The sequence below is a fragment of the Chryseobacterium gotjawalense genome (assembly GCF_030012525.1).
Classification (GTDB): Bacteria; Bacteroidota; Bacteroidia; order Flavobacteriales; family Weeksellaceae; genus Kaistella; species Kaistella gotjawalense.
In genome coordinates this window covers 2,409,717-2,425,590 of sequence record NZ_CP124855.1, presented here as the reverse complement: position 1 = coordinate 2,425,590, position 15,874 = coordinate 2,409,717, and the positions used below count along the sequence as shown (strand labels likewise).

Here is a 15,874-nt window from a genome sequence, read left to right as displayed (position 1 = left end):
AAAAATATGCGGTGTTTTTTTGCAATGATTCTTCTTTTTTCGCTCGGCCATTTTGTGGGCTGTACCTCTGAAAACAGAAACAATTCCCGAGCTTATGTGGAAGGAAAAATTACCGGATCTCAATTCGACTTCAATAAAATAAAAATAATTATTAAAAGCGATGGAAAAAATATCGGCGAAACCATGCCGAGCGGCTCAGGGCAATTTACGGTTTCAGGCCCGCTACTTTCGGACTCGTTTTCTTTGGTTTTAAATGAAAAAATAAAATCATTTTCTTCCTCAAAACCAGGCTGCAGAATTTCTTCGGATTCTTTGGAAATCCTTATTCCATCTGGAACTACGTATATTATTTTTAATGAAATAAACCTGGAATGATGAGAATTACATTTCTGTTTTTTTTCGGAATTTCAACTTTAATTTTCGGCCAGAAAAAGACAAACAACCTTGATGTTGTTTCTAATATCGAAACCAAAATGATTGTGATGAAACCCGTTGGCAAAAATCATTTAGCAAAATTACTCATGCCTTTTTACGGTTTCGGTTTTGGGGGAAACTTGATGACTCCCATTAATTTCGGAATTGGATTGGATTACAATGTGCTGTTTTCGAATGTAAAATACGGTGAACAAAACCGTTACGGAAATATCGGCTCACCAACCATCACTAATATCGATTTATACCTGACGCACCGCGAAATTATTTCCGAGGATTTTTCAATTGAAGAAATGGCCGGATTCAGTTATTATCGCCAAACTAATTTATTAGTTAACGCTGAAAATCAAAAATTAAAAGAGAATGCCACTGGCTTTAATCTTGGCGGAAAAGCTTTATACGCTTTGGATCGCGAGGGTTATCAACAGGTCTTTGTCGCAGCAAAAGTCAATTTTTATTTCGGGAATGTTTACAATGAAAATCCAGAAACCAAGAAATTTTATAGCGGCTCTGCTTTCCTGAGTTTAGGATTGGGATACCGGTATAATTTTTAAAAACAGACGTTTCGCTGCGTAATTTTTCGTTATACTAAAGGATTATTTCTAAAATGCTTTAAATTTGCGTTATGATCAATTTCATTAAGAAAAACATTGCTTTAATCTGGGCAAAAAATCACGTTAAAGGAACCCATTCCTTTAAAGCAAATTCAGTTAAAAATCAGGAAGAACTTTTGCTTTCTCTGGTGAAAACTGCCGAAAAAACCCTGTTTGGGAGAACCCATCAGTTTGAAAATATAAAAAGCATTCAAGACTTCCAGTCGCAAGTACCAATTGCTGATTATGAAGACTTAAAACCTTATATCGAAAAAGTAAAAAAAGGCCAGCGGCAGATTCTATGGACCGATACGCCGGAATATTTCGCTAAAACTTCAGGCACGACTTCCGGATCCAAATATATTCCCATTTCAAAAGAAGGAATGCCTTACCAAATCGCGGCGGCACAAAGCGCAATTTTTCATTATATCGCACAAAAAAACAATGCTGATTTCGTTACCGGAAAAATGATTTTTTTACAGGGAAGTCCTGAACTGGAAGAAATCAACGGGATTCAAACCGGCAGACTTTCCGGAATTGTCGCTCATCACATTCCATCTTATTTACAGAAAAACCGCTTGCCGAGTTTAAAAACCAACCTCATCGAAGACTGGGAAACCAAGGTGGACGAAATCGTAAAAGAAACCGAAAAGGAAAACATGACTTTGATTTCGGGAATTCCGCCTTGGTTGATTATGTATTTTGAAAAACTAATTGAACGGAACGGTAAAAAAATTACGGAACTTTTCCCCAACCTTCAGCTTATTATTACGGGCGGCGTCAATTATGAACCTTACCGCGAAAAAATGAACGAACTTCTTGGAAAACCTGTGGATACTTTGCAGACTTTTCCTGCGAGTGAAGGATTTTTTGCTTTTCAGGATGATTTTGAAAAAGAAGGTTTACTGCTGCTCACCAACCACGGAATTTTCTATGAATTTGTTCCGCTGGAAGAATATGGAAAACCTGACGCCAAAAGACTGACTTTAAAGGAGATTGAACTTCACAAAGATTACGCTTTAATTTTAACAACAAATTCCGGACTTTGGGCATATTCCATCGGTGATGTTGTAAGGTTTATTTCTAAGGATCCTTACCGGATTTTGGTATCGGGAAGAACAAAACATTTCACATCTGCTTTTGGGGAACACGTGATTGCTTTTGAAGTAGAAGAAGCTTTAAAAGCCACGGTAGGAAAATTTCCGGCACAGATTACAGAGTTTCACTTAGCTCCACAAGTAAATTCCACAGAAGGTTTACCCTATCACGAATGGTTTATCGAATTTGAAAAAGAGCCCGAAAATCTGGAAAATTTCAGAAAAAATCTGGATGATGAGATGCGGAAAAGAAACACATATTATAATGATTTAATTTCCGGTAAAATCCTGCAACCTCTTGTAATTACAACATTAAAGAAAAATGCTTTTCAGGACTATGCCAAGTCTGAAGGAAAGCTGGGTGGTCAGAATAAAATCCCAAGATTAGCAAATGACCGCAAAATTGGCGATTTCCTTGAAACACGCAGGAGCTAATCTTTGAAAAACTTTAAACGATGAGATATTTCTTTTACTTTTTAATTCTTCTGATCAGCGCTTCGTGTGTCTCGACGAAATACAGTGTTTACACAAATCAGGAGAATTTCGACAACATCCAGGCGGGAACGAGATATACTGTTTATGATAAAAGTGACCGTAAATTTTTTGTCGACGTCACTTCAGTAGAAAAAGACAGCATTATCGGAACCAGAAAAAATCAGCGGATCGCCATCGCTAAAAAGGACATCAAAGAAATTGACAAAAATAAGACTGGCGCAACCGTTATTTTAATCGGTGGGACAGTTGGTCTTTTGGTCACAGCTTATATCATTGCGGACACAATGCGAGCTTTGGGTGAGGGTTTCGGTCGCGTTATAGGAGGACAATAATCAATTCGAAACCACTTTCAGCCCAATCACAGAAGCAATCAAAGTGAAAACAAAAAATATTCGCCAGAAAGTCGCCGGCTCATTAAAGATAAATATTCCCATAAAAACAGCTCCTACCGCACCGATTCCCGTCCAGACTGCGTACGCCGTTCCAACAGGTATGGGACTGGCCCCAACAGAAATTGCTTTGTACAAAAGAAACATACTCAGAAAAAGAGAAATTGCAAAACCTGCCCACCAGAAATAACTTTCCCTTCCGGATGTTTCCTGGGCTTTTCCAAGACAAGTGGCAAAGCCGGTTTCAAATAAGCCGCCAATAATGAGTAAAATCCAATTCATTTTTCAAAGATAATTTTTTTTGGAAAACTTAAGTGTTTCTAAAAGCCACGAATGCACGAATTATCCACTTTAAATTACTTTGCTTCATTTCAACCATAGGAAACGCAACAACCTATTTAAATAGAACACCAAGCTGTTGAAGAAAAATTCGTGCATTCGTGGCAAAAACTTAATGCAAAAAGGGAAGCCTCGAATTCACGAATCTCCATTTTTTTAACATTACTTCATTTCAATTATAGGAAACGCAACAACCTATTTAAATAGAACAACAAACTGTTAAAGAGAAATTCGTGCATTCGCGGCAAAAATTTAGTGGAACCAGGAGAAGCCACGAATTCACGAATCCATTTTTTTTTAAAATCACTTTTTACTTCATTTCAATCATAGGAAAAGGGCCATTTAAAAGAACAAGCTGTTGAAGAGAAATTCGTGCATTCGCGGCAAATTTAATGCAACAAAGGAAGCCTCGAATTCACGAATCTCTATTTTTTTAACAGTACTTCATTTCAATTATTGGAAGCAACAACTAACTTATAGAAAAAAATTCGTGCATTCGTGGCAAATTATTAAATGATTTTTCGTTCCTAAAATTTACTTTTGCAAAATGATTTCATTGCAACCTATTCAGACCTTAAAAATAGCAGAATTTCGGAACTTAATGACTGGCCGTTTTTTTCTGATCTTATCTTTCAGAATGTTGGCAACACTGATGGGTTGGTGGATTTATAAATTAACCAACGACCCTTTCGCCATTGGGCTAATTGGATTATCTGAAGTTATTCCCGCGGTATCAACTGCCTTATACGCCGGCCACGTTATCGATAATTCTGAGAAGAAAAAACTGCTGCTCATTTGCAATTACGCTTATGTTTTGCTCATCGGCTTATTGGTGGTTCCCGCTTTTTTTGGCCACAGTTTACTGCACTTCAGTAATATTCAGATTTCTTATTTTATTTATGCCGTCATTTTTTGCACCGGATTTTGCCGCGCATTTATCGGCCCTATTATTCCTTCAATGATTCCAAAGATAGTTTCCAAAGATCAACTTCCGAACGCTATCACACTCAACCAGGCGACCTTTCTTACCGCTTCTGTTTCTGGCCATGCTTTGGGTGGCTTCCTTATTCACTGGATTGATATTTCCGGAACAATCCTCGTGATTGTCGGATTAATGATTTTCTCCTCCATTTTCTTTTGGTTTCTGAAAAAACACCCTTCAGAAAATAGCGACCGAACAATGGGCGTGGTAGAAAGTATGCGCGAAGGAATCGCTTACATTTACAAAACAAAAGAAATCCTGGGCGCACTTTGCCTCGATATGTTCGCCGTGCTTTTTGGAGGTGCCGTCGCGATGATTCCGGTTTTCGCTACCGATATTTTAGATGTAGGATCAGAAGGTTTCGGCTTGCTGAATGCTGCTTCAGACATCGGCTCCATGTGTATTATCATGACTCTGGCGTTTGTGCCGTTAACCAAAAATCAAGGTAAAATTCTACTCGTTGCCGTGGGAGGTTTTGGCCTGTGCATCATCGGTTTTGGCTTATCCAAATTATACTGGCTCTCCTTTTTCTTATTAGTGGCCAGCGGAATGCTCGATGGAATTTCGGTGGTCATCCGCGGTACGATTGTACAACTAAAAACGCCCGATCATATTCGCGGTCGCGTCTTAAGTGTGAATTCTATTTTCATCATGTCGAGCAACGAAATGGGTCAGTTCGAAAGTGGGGTCGCGGCCAAGCTTTTAGGCGTTGTACGGTCCGTCGTTTTTGGCGGAACCATGACCGTTTTGATTGCAATTTTAGTGGGAACCACCGTTCCAAAACTTCGCAAAATGAACTATTAATTTTTTAGGATCAGCCCGTGTAGAAGTTCTAACCAATTTGGTCCGCTCCTCATTGCAATTTTTATTTCCTGCACCTCTATCCAACGCTTAAAAAAAGGATTTCCACTGGAATCCAGACTAAAACACAAACTTTGTACCTCCCGACTTACCAACATCACAACTCACTAACAAACAACTTATTGACCATAAAACCCATTAGATTGTTGATTAAATATTCGGAATAAAAACTTAAAAAAACTATCTTTGTCACATGGCACAAAAGGAAACTTTATCTTCACTAATTCATGGTAACTTCGCTAAGGAACTTTCTATTTCCGACGGCAAAATGCCCCCAAATGCAATAGAATTCGAGAAACTCGTTATCGGCACTTTTTTAATTGACAAAAAAGGACTGGATTATTCCATCGATTTACTGACAGCAGACGTTTTTTACGACCCAAGACATCAGGAAATCTTCCGTGTGATCGTCCGCTTGTTCGAAGGAAATCATCCGGTCGATTTAATGACGGTAATTCAGGAATTAAAGAAAACCGATAAATTAGCACTTGCGGGAGGTGATCATTATATCATTGATTTAACGATGGGAGTCTCTTCCAGCGCGCATATCGAGTACCATGTCCGGGTGATATTAGAAAAATTCATTCTGCGAAGTCTGATTAATGTTTCCGCCAATGTAATCGACAGTTCTTATAAAGAGTCTACCGATGTTTTCGAGCTTTTGGATAAAGCCGAACAATCCTTTTTTGAAATTACAAACGGAACCATTAAAAAAGGTTTCGACACTGCAAATACTTTGGTCAGCCAAGCCATTGAAACCATTAAAGCCTTAAAAGACAAAGAAGGAATCTCTGGAATACCATCGGGATTTAAAGATATTGATAAAGAAACCGGTGGTTGGCAAAATTCAGATTTAATTATTATTGCGGCCCGTCCGGCAATGGGTAAAACCGCCTTCCTGCTTTCTATGGCAAGAAATATTGCGGTAGAACATAATATTCCGATGGCTTTATTCTCCCTGGAGATGGCTTCCGTTCAGTTGATTACCAGAATGATCGCTTCAGAAACAGGAATTTCTTCGGAGAAATTACGAAAAGGACAAATGAGCGATGAAGAATGGCAACGTTTGTTCTCCAATGTTTCCGCTTTAGAAAATGCTCCTTTATATATTGACGAAACTCCTTCCCTTTCTGTATTCGATTTTCGGGCAAAATGCCGGAGATTAGTGATGCAGCATGGCGTAAGAATTATCATGGTCGATTATCTTCAGTTGATGACCGCAAATTCCGGAAAAGGTGGCGCAGGAAACCGTGAGCAGGAAATTGCGATGATCTCCCGTTCCCTGAAAGCAATTGCAAAAGAACTGAATGTTCCCGTAATTGCACTTTCCCAACTTTCCAGAAGTGTGGAGACAAGACCTGGAAAAAGACCGATGCTTTCTGACCTTCGGGAATCCGGAGCGATTGAGCAGGATGCCGATATTGTTTCGTTTATTTTCCGTCCGGAATATTATAAAATCACCACTTGGGATAATGATGAAGACGGCGGTGAATCTTCCACAGAAAACCAGGCAGAACTGATTATCGCGAAACACCGTAATGGTGCTACCGCAGACGTGAGAATGTCTTTCCATAAAAATATTGCCAAATTTGCCGATCTTGATTTGTTTGGTGGCGGCGCCTATGGTTATCAGTCTTCGAATTTTGGACAACAGGATACTCCGGGAGGTTTTGAAAAAATCAAAACTACCATTGATCCCGGTGCTGCTTTCGATTTGCCGAGCAACCAAAACCTTTCCGGTTCGTCTATGAATGATGCGGATGATGATGACGATTTTCAGTTTTAGGAATGGGCCTTAGAATAGAAATTTATACCGACGGCGCCTGTAGTGGAAACCCCGGAAAAGGGGGTTACGGAATCGTGATGAAGGTCCCCGAAAAAAGCTACGAAAAAAGATATTCGCAGGGTTTTCGCCTCACAACCAACAACCGCATGGAATTGTTGGCGGTGATCACGGCTTTGGAAAAACTGAAATCCACCGAAAACGACATTCACATTTATACCGACAGCAAATATGTTTCTGATGCCATCAATCAGAAATGGATTTTCGGCTGGATTAAAAAAGGTTTTAAAAATGTAAAAAATCCTGATTTGTGGAAAAGAATGGTTCCTTTAATTAAAGCACATCAAACCACTTTTCATTGGGTTAAAGGTCATGCAGGCCATATCGAAAATGAAATCTGTGATCAACTTGCCGTAAAAGCCGCCCAGACAGAACCGCTCCAAATTGATGAATTTTTCGAAAAACAACAAAACGGCGGGCTTTTCTGATGGTCAATTGCTTTGCGTGAATTTGCCTCGCAGTGAATGGTTATTTTTTTTATTTAATATTTATTAAATTCATTTTTAAAATTGATTCGAAGAAATTCACCATTCACCTTTAGAAATTCACCTTTAGAAATTCACTTCTAAAATTCACTCAAAGAAATTCACCAACCAACTTCCGGCTCATTTATTTATCTTTGTTAGATGAATTACCTTGAAGCACTCAACAAAAGATATTCGGTTAAAAAATTTGATCCTGAAAAAACAGTTTCTTCCGATGTGCTCTTCCGTATCCTTGAAGCGGCAAGACTTTCGGCGAGTTCATTGGGACTGCAGCCTTATCGGCTCCTTATTGTGCAAAGTCCAGAAATGAAGAAGGAACTCATTCCTGCCTTTTACAATCCATCGCAAATCTCAACGTGTTCGCATTTGATTGTTATTGTTTCGAAAAACAATATTGGCAATGAATATATCGGCAATTATTTTAATCATATTTCGGAAACCAGAGAAGTTCCTCTGGAAAGTTTAAATCCATTTAAAGAAAGTATCAGCAAACATATTCAGCATTTAGATTCAGAAGAAGTGATGATTTGGGCAGATAAACAGAGCTATATTGTTTTGGGAAACCTGATGTTTGCAGCGGCTTTAGAAAATGTAGATACCTGCCCGATGGAAGGATTTAACCATGAAAAAATTGATGCTGTTCTGGGAATTGATACCGAAAAAGAAAAAGTCGCTGTGACTTTAGCGCTTGGTTACCGATCTGAAGAAGACCAATTTCAGAATTTAAAAAAAGTAAGAAAACCGGATGCTAAACTGTTTAAGTTTATTTAAATAAAAAAGGTCTAAATTGTCGTTCATTACATCAAATTAACTCCATGATAAAAGCAGACGTACTCGTCATCGGATCAGGAATCTCCGGACTTTCTTATGCGATCAAAATTTCCGAAAGAATGCCCGAGGCAAAAATCATCATCGTCACCAAAGCCGATGAAGACGAAAGCAACACCAAATATGCACAGGGCGGATTGGCCGTAGTGACCGATTTCGACAAAGATAATTTTCAGAAACATATCGATGACACCATGAGAGCCGGCGATGGTGAGAACAATCTGGAAGTGGTGAAAATGGTCGTTCGGGAAGGCCCCGAAAGATTTAAAGAACTTGTGGATTGGGGAACTAATTTTGACCAAAAAGACGGTCACCTCATGCTTGGCAGAGAAGGCGGACACACCGAAAACCGCATCGTTCATCACAAAGATATTACCGGCGCTGAAATAGAACGCGCTTTATTGGTAACGGTGAACAAATCACCGAATATTGAAATCATGGCGCATCATTATGTCATCGATTTAATTACGCAACATCACGTTCCCAATAAAATTTTCGACCTTGAAAAAATCGACTGCTACGGCGCTTACGTTCTTGATGAAAAAAATAAAGAAATAAGGAAAATTACGGCGAAGATCACTCTGGTCGCAACCGGCGGGGCTGGTCATGTGTACAAAAACACCACCAATCCGATTATTGCAACCGGCGACGGAATTGCCTTTGTGCACAGAGCACGCGGGAAAATTTCGAACATGCAGTATTACCAGTTTCATCCCACCGCTTTATTTTCAAAAAGAGACGGAATGCTGTTTCTGATTTCAGAAGCTGTACGTGGCGATGGCGCAAAACTTAGAACGAAAGATGGTGAAAAATTCATGCACAAATATGATGAGCGCGAGGAATTAGCATCGCGGGACATTGTTGCCAGAGCCATTGATAATGAATTAAAGATTTCGGGCGATGATTATGTAGGCCTCGATTGCCGCGAAATGAATCAGGAAAAATTCGTCGAACATTTTCCCAATATTTATCAAAAATGTTTGGATGAAGGAATTGACCCTTTCACCCAACTCATCCCAATCGTTCCGGCATGTCACTATTTAATGGGCGGAATTGATATCGATGTGGATGGGCAAAGTTCCATTAAAAATTTATTTGCCGTAGGAGAATGTACCAATTCCGGCTTGCACGGCGCTAACCGACTGGCTTCAAACTCTTTACTGGAAGGCCTTGTTTTCGGTCACAACGCGGCTTTGAAAACAGTCGAACTCTTAAAAATCAATGATTTCAACTTTGAAGATTTGAAAGCAATTCCGCAATGGGACGAAGAGGGCATGAAAATGATGGACGAAATGGTGATGATTTCCTACCTTCGGAGACAGTTGCAGGAAATGATGAGCGATTTGGTAAGTATCGTGCGATCAAATGACCGCTTGGCCTTGGCAAAGAGAAAACAACAGGAAATCTTCGAAGCTGTGAATGAACTGTACAACTACTCGATTCTGTCGCCAAAACTTTCGGAACTGAGAAATCTGACCAATATTTCCTATTTGATTATCAAACATTCATTAATGATGAAGGAGAACAAAGGCGCTTTTTATAATAAGGATTTGGTGTAAATAAAGATTTCCGAAGTAAGATTTCCGAGCATTGAACAAATGGAGAAAGAACTCAAAAAACGGGAAAACCCATGAAACTGTCACCAATTATCAACACTGAAGATTTAGCGGCTTTGAACAGAGAAAATGTCGTCATCGTGGACGCCGGAAGTGGTGGCTCTGCTTATGAGAGCTATTTGCATGAACATCTCGACGGAGCACTCTATGTGGATTTGAATAATGATTTAACCCAAATTCCCAAAAATATAAAAAGTGGCGGAAGACATCCTTTGCCCAGTTTGGAAAAATTTGCGGAAGTTTTAATGAGTTTGGGGATTACCCAGGATTCCCAGGTTATTGTGTATGACAATAAAAACGCTTCCATTGTCATGGAGTGAGTGGTTGGGCAATGGTAAACCTGTGGCTAAAAATATTTGACTAAATTTAAACTTTCTTTCACCATTCAAGGGTTCTTAAAATATAAAAATGCTTGAAAAAACAGACCCACATTACAAAAACTGGATTGTAGATTTAAAACACAAAATCCGGCAAACGCAAATAAAAGCCGCCATCAAAGTAAATACTGCTTTGATAGAATTGTATTGGGATTTGGGTAAGGAAATCGCTGGACGGGAATTTGAAAACTCTTATGGCTCTGGTTTTTTTAATCTTTTAAGTAAAGATTTACGGGCAGAATTTCCTGAGATTAAAGGTTTTTCAGAAAGCAACCTTAAATTCTGCAAAAGATTCTATCAATTTTATAATCAAGACATTGCAATTCGCCAACAAGTTGTTAACGAATTGGGAAATGATGAAAATTCAAATCGTCAACAAGTTGTTAACGAATTCAAAAACAATCATTTTTCACACCATATTTTCCTGATTCCCTGGGGGCATCATGTTACCTTAATTACAAAATGCAAAACTCCTGAAGAAGCTCATTTTTACATTAACAAAACCATAGAAAACGGCTGGAGCAGAGCTGTACTTCTGAATATGATTTCCGGGAAACTAATAGAAAGCCAGGGAAAAGCGATCACCAATTTTTCTAAAACACTACCAGATAACCAAAGCGAACTGGTAAAAGAAACATTGAAAGATCCTTACTTTTTTGATTTTCTAAACCTTTCTGAACTTTTTAAGGAAAAAGAACTGGAGAATGCTTTGGTAGATAATATCTCAAAGTTTTTAATTGAACTTGGGCGTGGTTTTGCCTTTGTTGGAAAACAGGTTGAGATTGTAGTAAGTGACAAATCATTTTTTATAGATTTGCTTTTTTACCACATCAAACTAAAAAGATATGTGGTCATCGAATTGAAAGCAGGGAGTTTTGAACCGGAATTTGCAGGGAAACTAAATTTCTACGTTACAGCAATAGACAAAAAAATGCGTGATGAAAACGATAATGCTACGATTGGCCTTTTAATCTGTAAAGACAAAGACGAAATAATCGCAGAATATTCCCTTACCGATTTACAAAAACCATTAGGGATTTCATCGTATGAACTCCAAAAAATATTACCTGACGACTTTAAATCATACCTTCCATCCATTGCAATGGTAGAGGAAGAACTTAAAAAATTAGAAAATAAATGAAAAAACCGACCTATGTCACGAAAGACGCGCTGAAAATTTTTATTAAAAACGCATTGGAAGAAGACATTCAGGATGGCGACCATTCCACGTTGTCCACAATTCCTAAAGATTTACAGCAGAAAGCCAAACTTTTGGTAAAACAGGACTGTATTTTAGCCGGAGTAGAATTGGCTGAAATGATTTTCAAACAGTTTGATAGAAACTTAAAAGTAGAACGGCTGATGAAAGATGGTGACCCAGCAAAAGCAGGCGATATCGCTTTTTACGTAACCGGAAGCGCCAGATCTATTCTTACTACTGAACGATTTGTTTTGAATTGTATGCAGAGAATGAGTGGGATTGCAACGATTACCCACGAGTGGGATTCGCGGTTAGTGGGAACTAAAACGAAACTTTTGGACACGAGAAAAACAACGCCCAATTTCAGACTGTGCGAAAAATGGGCGGTCGCCATCGGTGGCGGCACCAATCACAGGTTTGGTTTGTATGACATGATCATGCTCAAAGACAACCATATCGATTATAACGGAAGCATTACCAACGCTGTGAAAATGGCAAAAGCATATACTGAAAAGATTAAAAAGCCGTTAAAGATAGAGGTTGAAACCCGAAATTTAGAAGAGGTAGAAGAAGCTTTGGAAGCCGGCGTCGACAGAATCATGCTCGACAATATGGAGGTTGCAATGATGGCAGAAGCCGTAAAATTAATCGGTAATAAATGTGAAACTGAGGCTTCCGGTGGAATTACCCGGGATATGCTGAAAGACATTGCACAAACGGGTGTCGATTTTATTTCCGCAGGTGCACTGACCCATTCTGCAGAGAACATCGACCTGAGTTTGAAGGCTGTGAAATGAGTTATAAAAAGGGGAATTAAGAAAGTTCGTGTAAAACAAGAAAAAGACAATTACCCAATACCTTTTGCTAAAGAACAAAAACCCAACACTTTGATTCCCTTATGAATAGACGGAATTTTAACAAATTGTTAAAATTTAACAATTTGTTAACGAAAGTACCATTTAATTTAGATATTTTTGCAAAAATCTTTTATCAATAAGTATAATAAAATTAACTGAAATGAATTTTAATCCATTAAAGAAAACTGTTCTCGTTGCTGCTTTAGCATTTGCAGGGTATGGATCCGTAAATGCCCAAGTTACAACAAGTAACATGTCTGGTGTTGTCACAATGAGCGACGGTAAGAAAATCACTGGTGCAACAATTAAAGCGACCCACATGCCTTCTGGGACGGTCTATTCCGCAACTGCAAATTCAGCAGGAGTTTTTAACTTATCCAATATGCGTGTTGGTGGCCCATACAAAGTAGAAGTTACTTATGGTAGTGAAAAACCAGTTGTATACGAAGATCTATACCTGGAGCTTGGTCAACCTTTCGCACTGAATCCGGTATTCGGTGAGAAAACAGCAAACATCGCAGAGGTAATCATTTCTGGAACCGGTGGTAGAAACATGAACAAGACTGGTGCAGCAACCAATATTGGTCAAAAACTAATTCAAGATCTTCCACAATCTTCTAGAAGTATTACTGATTTCACGAGATTAACTCCGCAAGCAAACGGTAACTCTTTTGCTGGTCGTGATGCTCGTTACAACAACCTTCAAATTGACGGTGCGAATTTTAATAACGGTTTTGGTTTAAGCAGTAGCCCACTTCCTGGCGGAAACTCACAACCAATTTCTTTAGATGCAATTCAGGAAATCTCTGTGAATATTGCACCTTTTGATGTTACCCAATCTGGTTTTACAGGTGCTGGTATTAACGCCATTACTAAATCGGGAACCAATAAATTCCACGGTTCATTATACGGTTATTATACCGGAAAAGATTTAAGTGGTTGGAAAATTAACGGTGATGAAATTCAAAAAGTTTCCGGCGCGAAAATGACGAATGGATTTACGGTAGGCGGACCAATTTTACAAAATAAATTATTCTTCTTTTTGAGTGGTGAAAGAGAAACCGCTACCGGTGCGAATGCCTCCGGTGCGAATCTTTGGACCGCTTCACAAAATGGAATTGCAGATCCTGCAAATAACATTTCAAGAGTTAAAGAATCTGATCTAATTGCGGTTCAAAACCACTTGATCAACAGATGGGGATATAACCCGGGTCGTTACCAAGGATATGCTAATGAAGCAGAACAACAAGGTGATAAGTTTTTACTTCGTTTAGACTGGAATATCAGCGATAAGCACAAGTTTGCAGTTCGTTATAATATGTTGAAAGGAACATCACAGCAACTTGCGAACGCTTCTTCAGGTCCAGCACCAAGATCTTCTTGGGGACGTGTAAGTGATCAAGCGATGACTTTTGAAAGTGGTAACTACGGTTTTGAAAATACAGTAAGCTCTGTTACTGCTGAATTAAATTCAACTTTCAACTCAAGTCTTTCAAATAAATTATTATTTACCTACTCAAAAATTCAGGATAAAAGAACTTCTCCATCAGAAAGACTTTTCCCTTTTGTTGATATCTGGGATGGTTCTTCTAATGGTGGAAATTACATCAGTTTCGGTACCGAGTTATTCTCTTACTTAAATGATGTGGTTAATGATAATTTTTCTTTTACCAATAACTTAACGTATACTGTAGGTAAAAACAACTTTACGGCTGGTATCGCTTATGAAGTTCAAAAATTCGGTAACTCTTATACCAGAATGGGAACAGGTTATTACCGTTATGCTTCAGTAGAAGATTTCTTGAAAACAGGTACCTCCGCAGAGGTTGCACCAATTATGTTTGGTTTAACTTATCCATATGCTAACCAAGATACTTATTCAAGAGTTAATTTCGGATTAGCTTCTGCTTATTTACAGGATAGAATTACATTAAGCGATAAATTCAACTTTACTGTTGGTTTAAGAGCTGAGCTTCCTAATTATTTAAATGATCTTACAGCCAATCCATCGATTGATGCATTAAATTTATTAGATAAAAACGGAAACCCAAGAAACTACACTTCTGGTGAATGGCCAAAATCTAAAGTTTCTCTTTCTCCCCGTTTAGGATTCAACTACGATGTAATCGGAGACAAAAGTTTAACATTACGTGGAGGCACTGGTATATTTACAGGACGTGTTCCTTTCGTATGGTTAACCAATATGCCAACCAATGCAGGTGTTTTACAAAATACTATTGAACCAGGTTCTTATGCTGAAATCGCGGGATGGATCAAAAATGTAACTTTCCAACCTCAAGATATTTACCATTATGTAACCAATCCACCAGCAGGAGCAGGAAACGTATTCATCAATAGCCCTAAAGAAGGCGCTCCGGCATCATTTGCTTTAGTTGACAGAGATTTCAAAATGCCTTCTGTTTGGAGATCAAGCTTCGGTGCTGACTACAAAATTCCAAACTCTGTATTCACATTGACCACGGACATTCTATATACTAAAGATGTAAATTCTGTATTCCAATATGGAGCAAACAGAAAAGAATCTACTGCAAGAATGACCAACCAAGATCGTGTATATTACCCGAATGCAGCTTCTTACCAATTCAATAATAAAATTGGAGCAAACAGTGCTACGGTTTTAACCAATTCTGACACCAAAGGAACTGCATTTTCTGCAACATTTGGAACGAACATGAGAAATTGGAAAGGATTATCAGGCTCCGTATTCTATACCTTCTCTGAAGCAAAAGAGATTTCTGCAAATGCAGGGTCAAGCGCAAGTTCTGCTTGGCAAGCATCACCAACTGTTGATTCTCCAAACCAGCAAGACTTGAGTATTTCAGCTTTCTCTGTTCCTCACAGAATTGTTGCTAATGTTAGTTATAATATTAAAAACACTACAATTGGAGTGTACTACAGTGGAGCTAACCAAGGAAGATTCTCTTATTACTATTCCAATGACGTGAATGGTGATGGTATTGCTAATGACTTAATGTACATCCCTAAAGCTGGTGAAGCAGTAAAGTTTACTGATATCAAACAAGGTACCGCAACTGTATTTACTGCAGCGCAACAAAGCGCAGCATTCGATAAGTTCATCGCTGACAACGGATTAGAAAAATACAGAGGTCAAATTCTTCCTCGTAATGAGTTCTTATTACCATGGTTAAACCGTGTGGATGTTAGAATTTCACAGAACTTATTTACCGATATGGTTCAAAAAGGAGACAAGGTAGCAATCAGTTTAGACATCTTAAACTTTGGTAACCTACTTAACTCTCAATGGGGAATTCAGGATAACACAGTTAGTTCTTACGGAGCGGCAGTGTTAGGTAGATCAGGAAACCTTTCTCCAGATCCAACCTTCCAGATGCTACGTTCTGGTGCAGACCTTGTTTCTTCACCAACTAGACCTGCAAGTAACAGATTTACTACTTGGAGTGCAATGTTAGGATTTAAATATTCTTTCTAAGCTAACT

General features: G+C 38.7%; 14 protein-coding genes. 13 read left to right on the top strand and 1 reads right to left on the bottom strand.

Translation table 11 applies throughout. The features are described from left to right. The first annotated feature begins 6 nt into the window (after positions 1–6). The 4 genes from QGN23_RS11080 to QGN23_RS11065 all read left to right on the top strand — a co-directional run bounded on the left by QGN23_RS11080 (position 7) and on the right by QGN23_RS11065 (position 2,949). Positions 7–375, top strand: a complete 369-nt coding sequence (locus QGN23_RS11080; RefSeq protein ID WP_282904367.1) for a hypothetical protein — start codon at positions 7–9, stop codon at positions 373–375. Further along, positions 372–986, top strand: coding sequence for a hypothetical protein (locus tag QGN23_RS11075; protein WP_282904366.1), 615 nt, complete (start codon positions 372–374; stop codon positions 984–986). The genes QGN23_RS11080 and QGN23_RS11075 overlap by 4 nt, the downstream gene beginning before the upstream one ends. Before the next feature lie 71 nt (positions 987–1,057). Next, positions 1,058–2,557, top strand: a complete 1,500-nt coding sequence (locus QGN23_RS11070; protein WP_282904365.1) for a GH3 auxin-responsive promoter family protein — start codon at positions 1,058–1,060, stop codon at positions 2,555–2,557. Between the two features lie 20 nt (positions 2,558–2,577). After that, positions 2,578–2,949, top strand: coding sequence for a hypothetical protein (locus QGN23_RS11065; protein ID WP_282904364.1), 372 nt, complete (start codon positions 2,578–2,580; stop codon positions 2,947–2,949). Here the strand turns inward: QGN23_RS11065 and QGN23_RS11060 are convergent, their stop codons facing one another. Then, positions 2,950–3,288 carry a DMT family transporter gene (locus QGN23_RS11060; protein ID WP_282904363.1) on the bottom strand — a complete coding sequence of 113 codons (339 nt, stop codon included), beginning with the start codon at positions 3,286–3,288 and terminating at the stop codon, positions 2,950–2,952. It lies immediately after the preceding gene. A 604-nt stretch (positions 3,289–3,892) separates the two neighbouring features. On the opposite strand from QGN23_RS11060, the gene QGN23_RS11055 reads away from it, so the two are divergent. The 9 genes from QGN23_RS11055 to QGN23_RS11015 all read left to right on the top strand — a co-directional run bounded on the left by QGN23_RS11055 (position 3,893) and on the right by QGN23_RS11015 (position 15,867). Continuing rightward, positions 3,893–5,131, top strand: coding sequence for an MFS transporter (locus tag QGN23_RS11055; RefSeq protein ID WP_282904362.1), 1,239 nt, complete (start codon positions 3,893–3,895; stop codon positions 5,129–5,131). Between the two features lie 250 nt (positions 5,132–5,381). Beyond that, the gene (gene dnaB, locus QGN23_RS11050; protein WP_282904361.1) at positions 5,382–6,974 is read left to right on the top strand and encodes a replicative DNA helicase; all 1,593 of its coding nucleotides are present in this window, start codon (positions 5,382–5,384) and stop codon (positions 6,972–6,974) included. 2 nt (positions 6,975–6,976) lie between these two features. Beyond that, on the top strand, positions 6,977–7,459 hold the full coding sequence (gene rnhA / locus QGN23_RS11045; protein WP_282904360.1) for a ribonuclease HI: 483 nt from the start codon (positions 6,977–6,979) through the stop codon (positions 7,457–7,459). A gap of 198 nt (positions 7,460–7,657) precedes the next feature. Beyond that, complete coding sequence (locus tag QGN23_RS11040) at positions 7,658–8,287, top strand: NAD(P)H-dependent oxidoreductase (RefSeq protein ID WP_282904359.1); 630 nt, start codon at positions 7,658–7,660, stop codon at positions 8,285–8,287. Between the two features lie 44 nt (positions 8,288–8,331). Continuing rightward, the gene (gene nadB, locus QGN23_RS11035) at positions 8,332–9,903 is read left to right on the top strand and encodes an L-aspartate oxidase (protein ID WP_282904358.1); all 1,572 of its coding nucleotides are present in this window, start codon (positions 8,332–8,334) and stop codon (positions 9,901–9,903) included. A 71-nt stretch (positions 9,904–9,974) separates the two neighbouring features. Beyond that, positions 9,975–10,280: a rhodanese-like domain-containing protein gene (locus QGN23_RS11030; RefSeq protein WP_282904357.1), complete on the top strand. Its 306-nt coding sequence runs from the start codon at positions 9,975–9,977 to the stop codon at positions 10,278–10,280. A gap of 88 nt (positions 10,281–10,368) precedes the next feature. Continuing rightward, positions 10,369–11,478, top strand: a complete 1,110-nt coding sequence (locus tag QGN23_RS11025; RefSeq protein WP_282904356.1) for a PDDEXK nuclease domain-containing protein — start codon at positions 10,369–10,371, stop codon at positions 11,476–11,478. Next, entirely contained in the window at positions 11,475–12,335 is an 861-nt protein-coding gene (gene nadC, locus QGN23_RS11020; protein ID WP_282904355.1) for a carboxylating nicotinate-nucleotide diphosphorylase, read from the top strand. Before QGN23_RS11025 ends, nadC begins: the two co-directional genes overlap by 4 nt. A gap of 220 nt (positions 12,336–12,555) precedes the next feature. Next, entirely contained in the window at positions 12,556–15,867 is a 3,312-nt protein-coding gene (locus QGN23_RS11015; protein ID WP_282904354.1) for a TonB-dependent receptor, read from the top strand. Positions 15,868–15,874 lie beyond the last annotated feature (7 nt).

Bases quoted from the DNA above. Each gene is read 5' to 3' on its own strand.
- QGN23_RS11080 (WP_282904367.1), top strand. From the start codon at position 7: ATGCGGTGTTTTTTTGCAATGATTCTTCTTTTTTCGCTCGGCCATTTT.
- QGN23_RS11065 (WP_282904364.1), top strand. From the start codon at position 2,578: ATGAGATATTTCTTTTACTTTTTAATTCTTCTGATCAGCGCTTCGTGT.
- QGN23_RS11015 (WP_282904354.1), top strand. From the start codon at position 12,556: ATGAATTTTAATCCATTAAAGAAAACTGTTCTCGTTGCTGCTTTAGCA.
- nadB (WP_282904358.1), top strand. From the start codon at position 8,332: ATGATAAAAGCAGACGTACTCGTCATCGGATCAGGAATCTCCGGACTT.
- QGN23_RS11060 (WP_282904363.1), bottom strand. From the start codon at position 3,288: ATGAATTGGATTTTACTCATTATTGGCGGCTTATTTGAAACCGGCTTT.
- QGN23_RS11025 (WP_282904356.1), top strand. From the start codon at position 10,369: ATGCTTGAAAAAACAGACCCACATTACAAAAACTGGATTGTAGATTTA.
- QGN23_RS11040 (WP_282904359.1), top strand. From the start codon at position 7,658: ATGAATTACCTTGAAGCACTCAACAAAAGATATTCGGTTAAAAAATTT.
- nadC (WP_282904355.1), top strand. From the start codon at position 11,475: ATGAAAAAACCGACCTATGTCACGAAAGACGCGCTGAAAATTTTTATT.
- QGN23_RS11070 (WP_282904365.1), top strand. From the start codon at position 1,058: ATGATCAATTTCATTAAGAAAAACATTGCTTTAATCTGGGCAAAAAAT.
- dnaB (WP_282904361.1), top strand. From the start codon at position 5,382: ATGGCACAAAAGGAAACTTTATCTTCACTAATTCATGGTAACTTCGCT.
- QGN23_RS11075 (WP_282904366.1), top strand. From the start codon at position 372: ATGATGAGAATTACATTTCTGTTTTTTTTCGGAATTTCAACTTTAATT.
- rnhA (WP_282904360.1), top strand. From the start codon at position 6,977: ATGGGCCTTAGAATAGAAATTTATACCGACGGCGCCTGTAGTGGAAAC.
- QGN23_RS11030 (WP_282904357.1), top strand. From the start codon at position 9,975: ATGAAACTGTCACCAATTATCAACACTGAAGATTTAGCGGCTTTGAAC.
- QGN23_RS11055 (WP_282904362.1), top strand. From the start codon at position 3,893: ATGATTTCATTGCAACCTATTCAGACCTTAAAAATAGCAGAATTTCGG.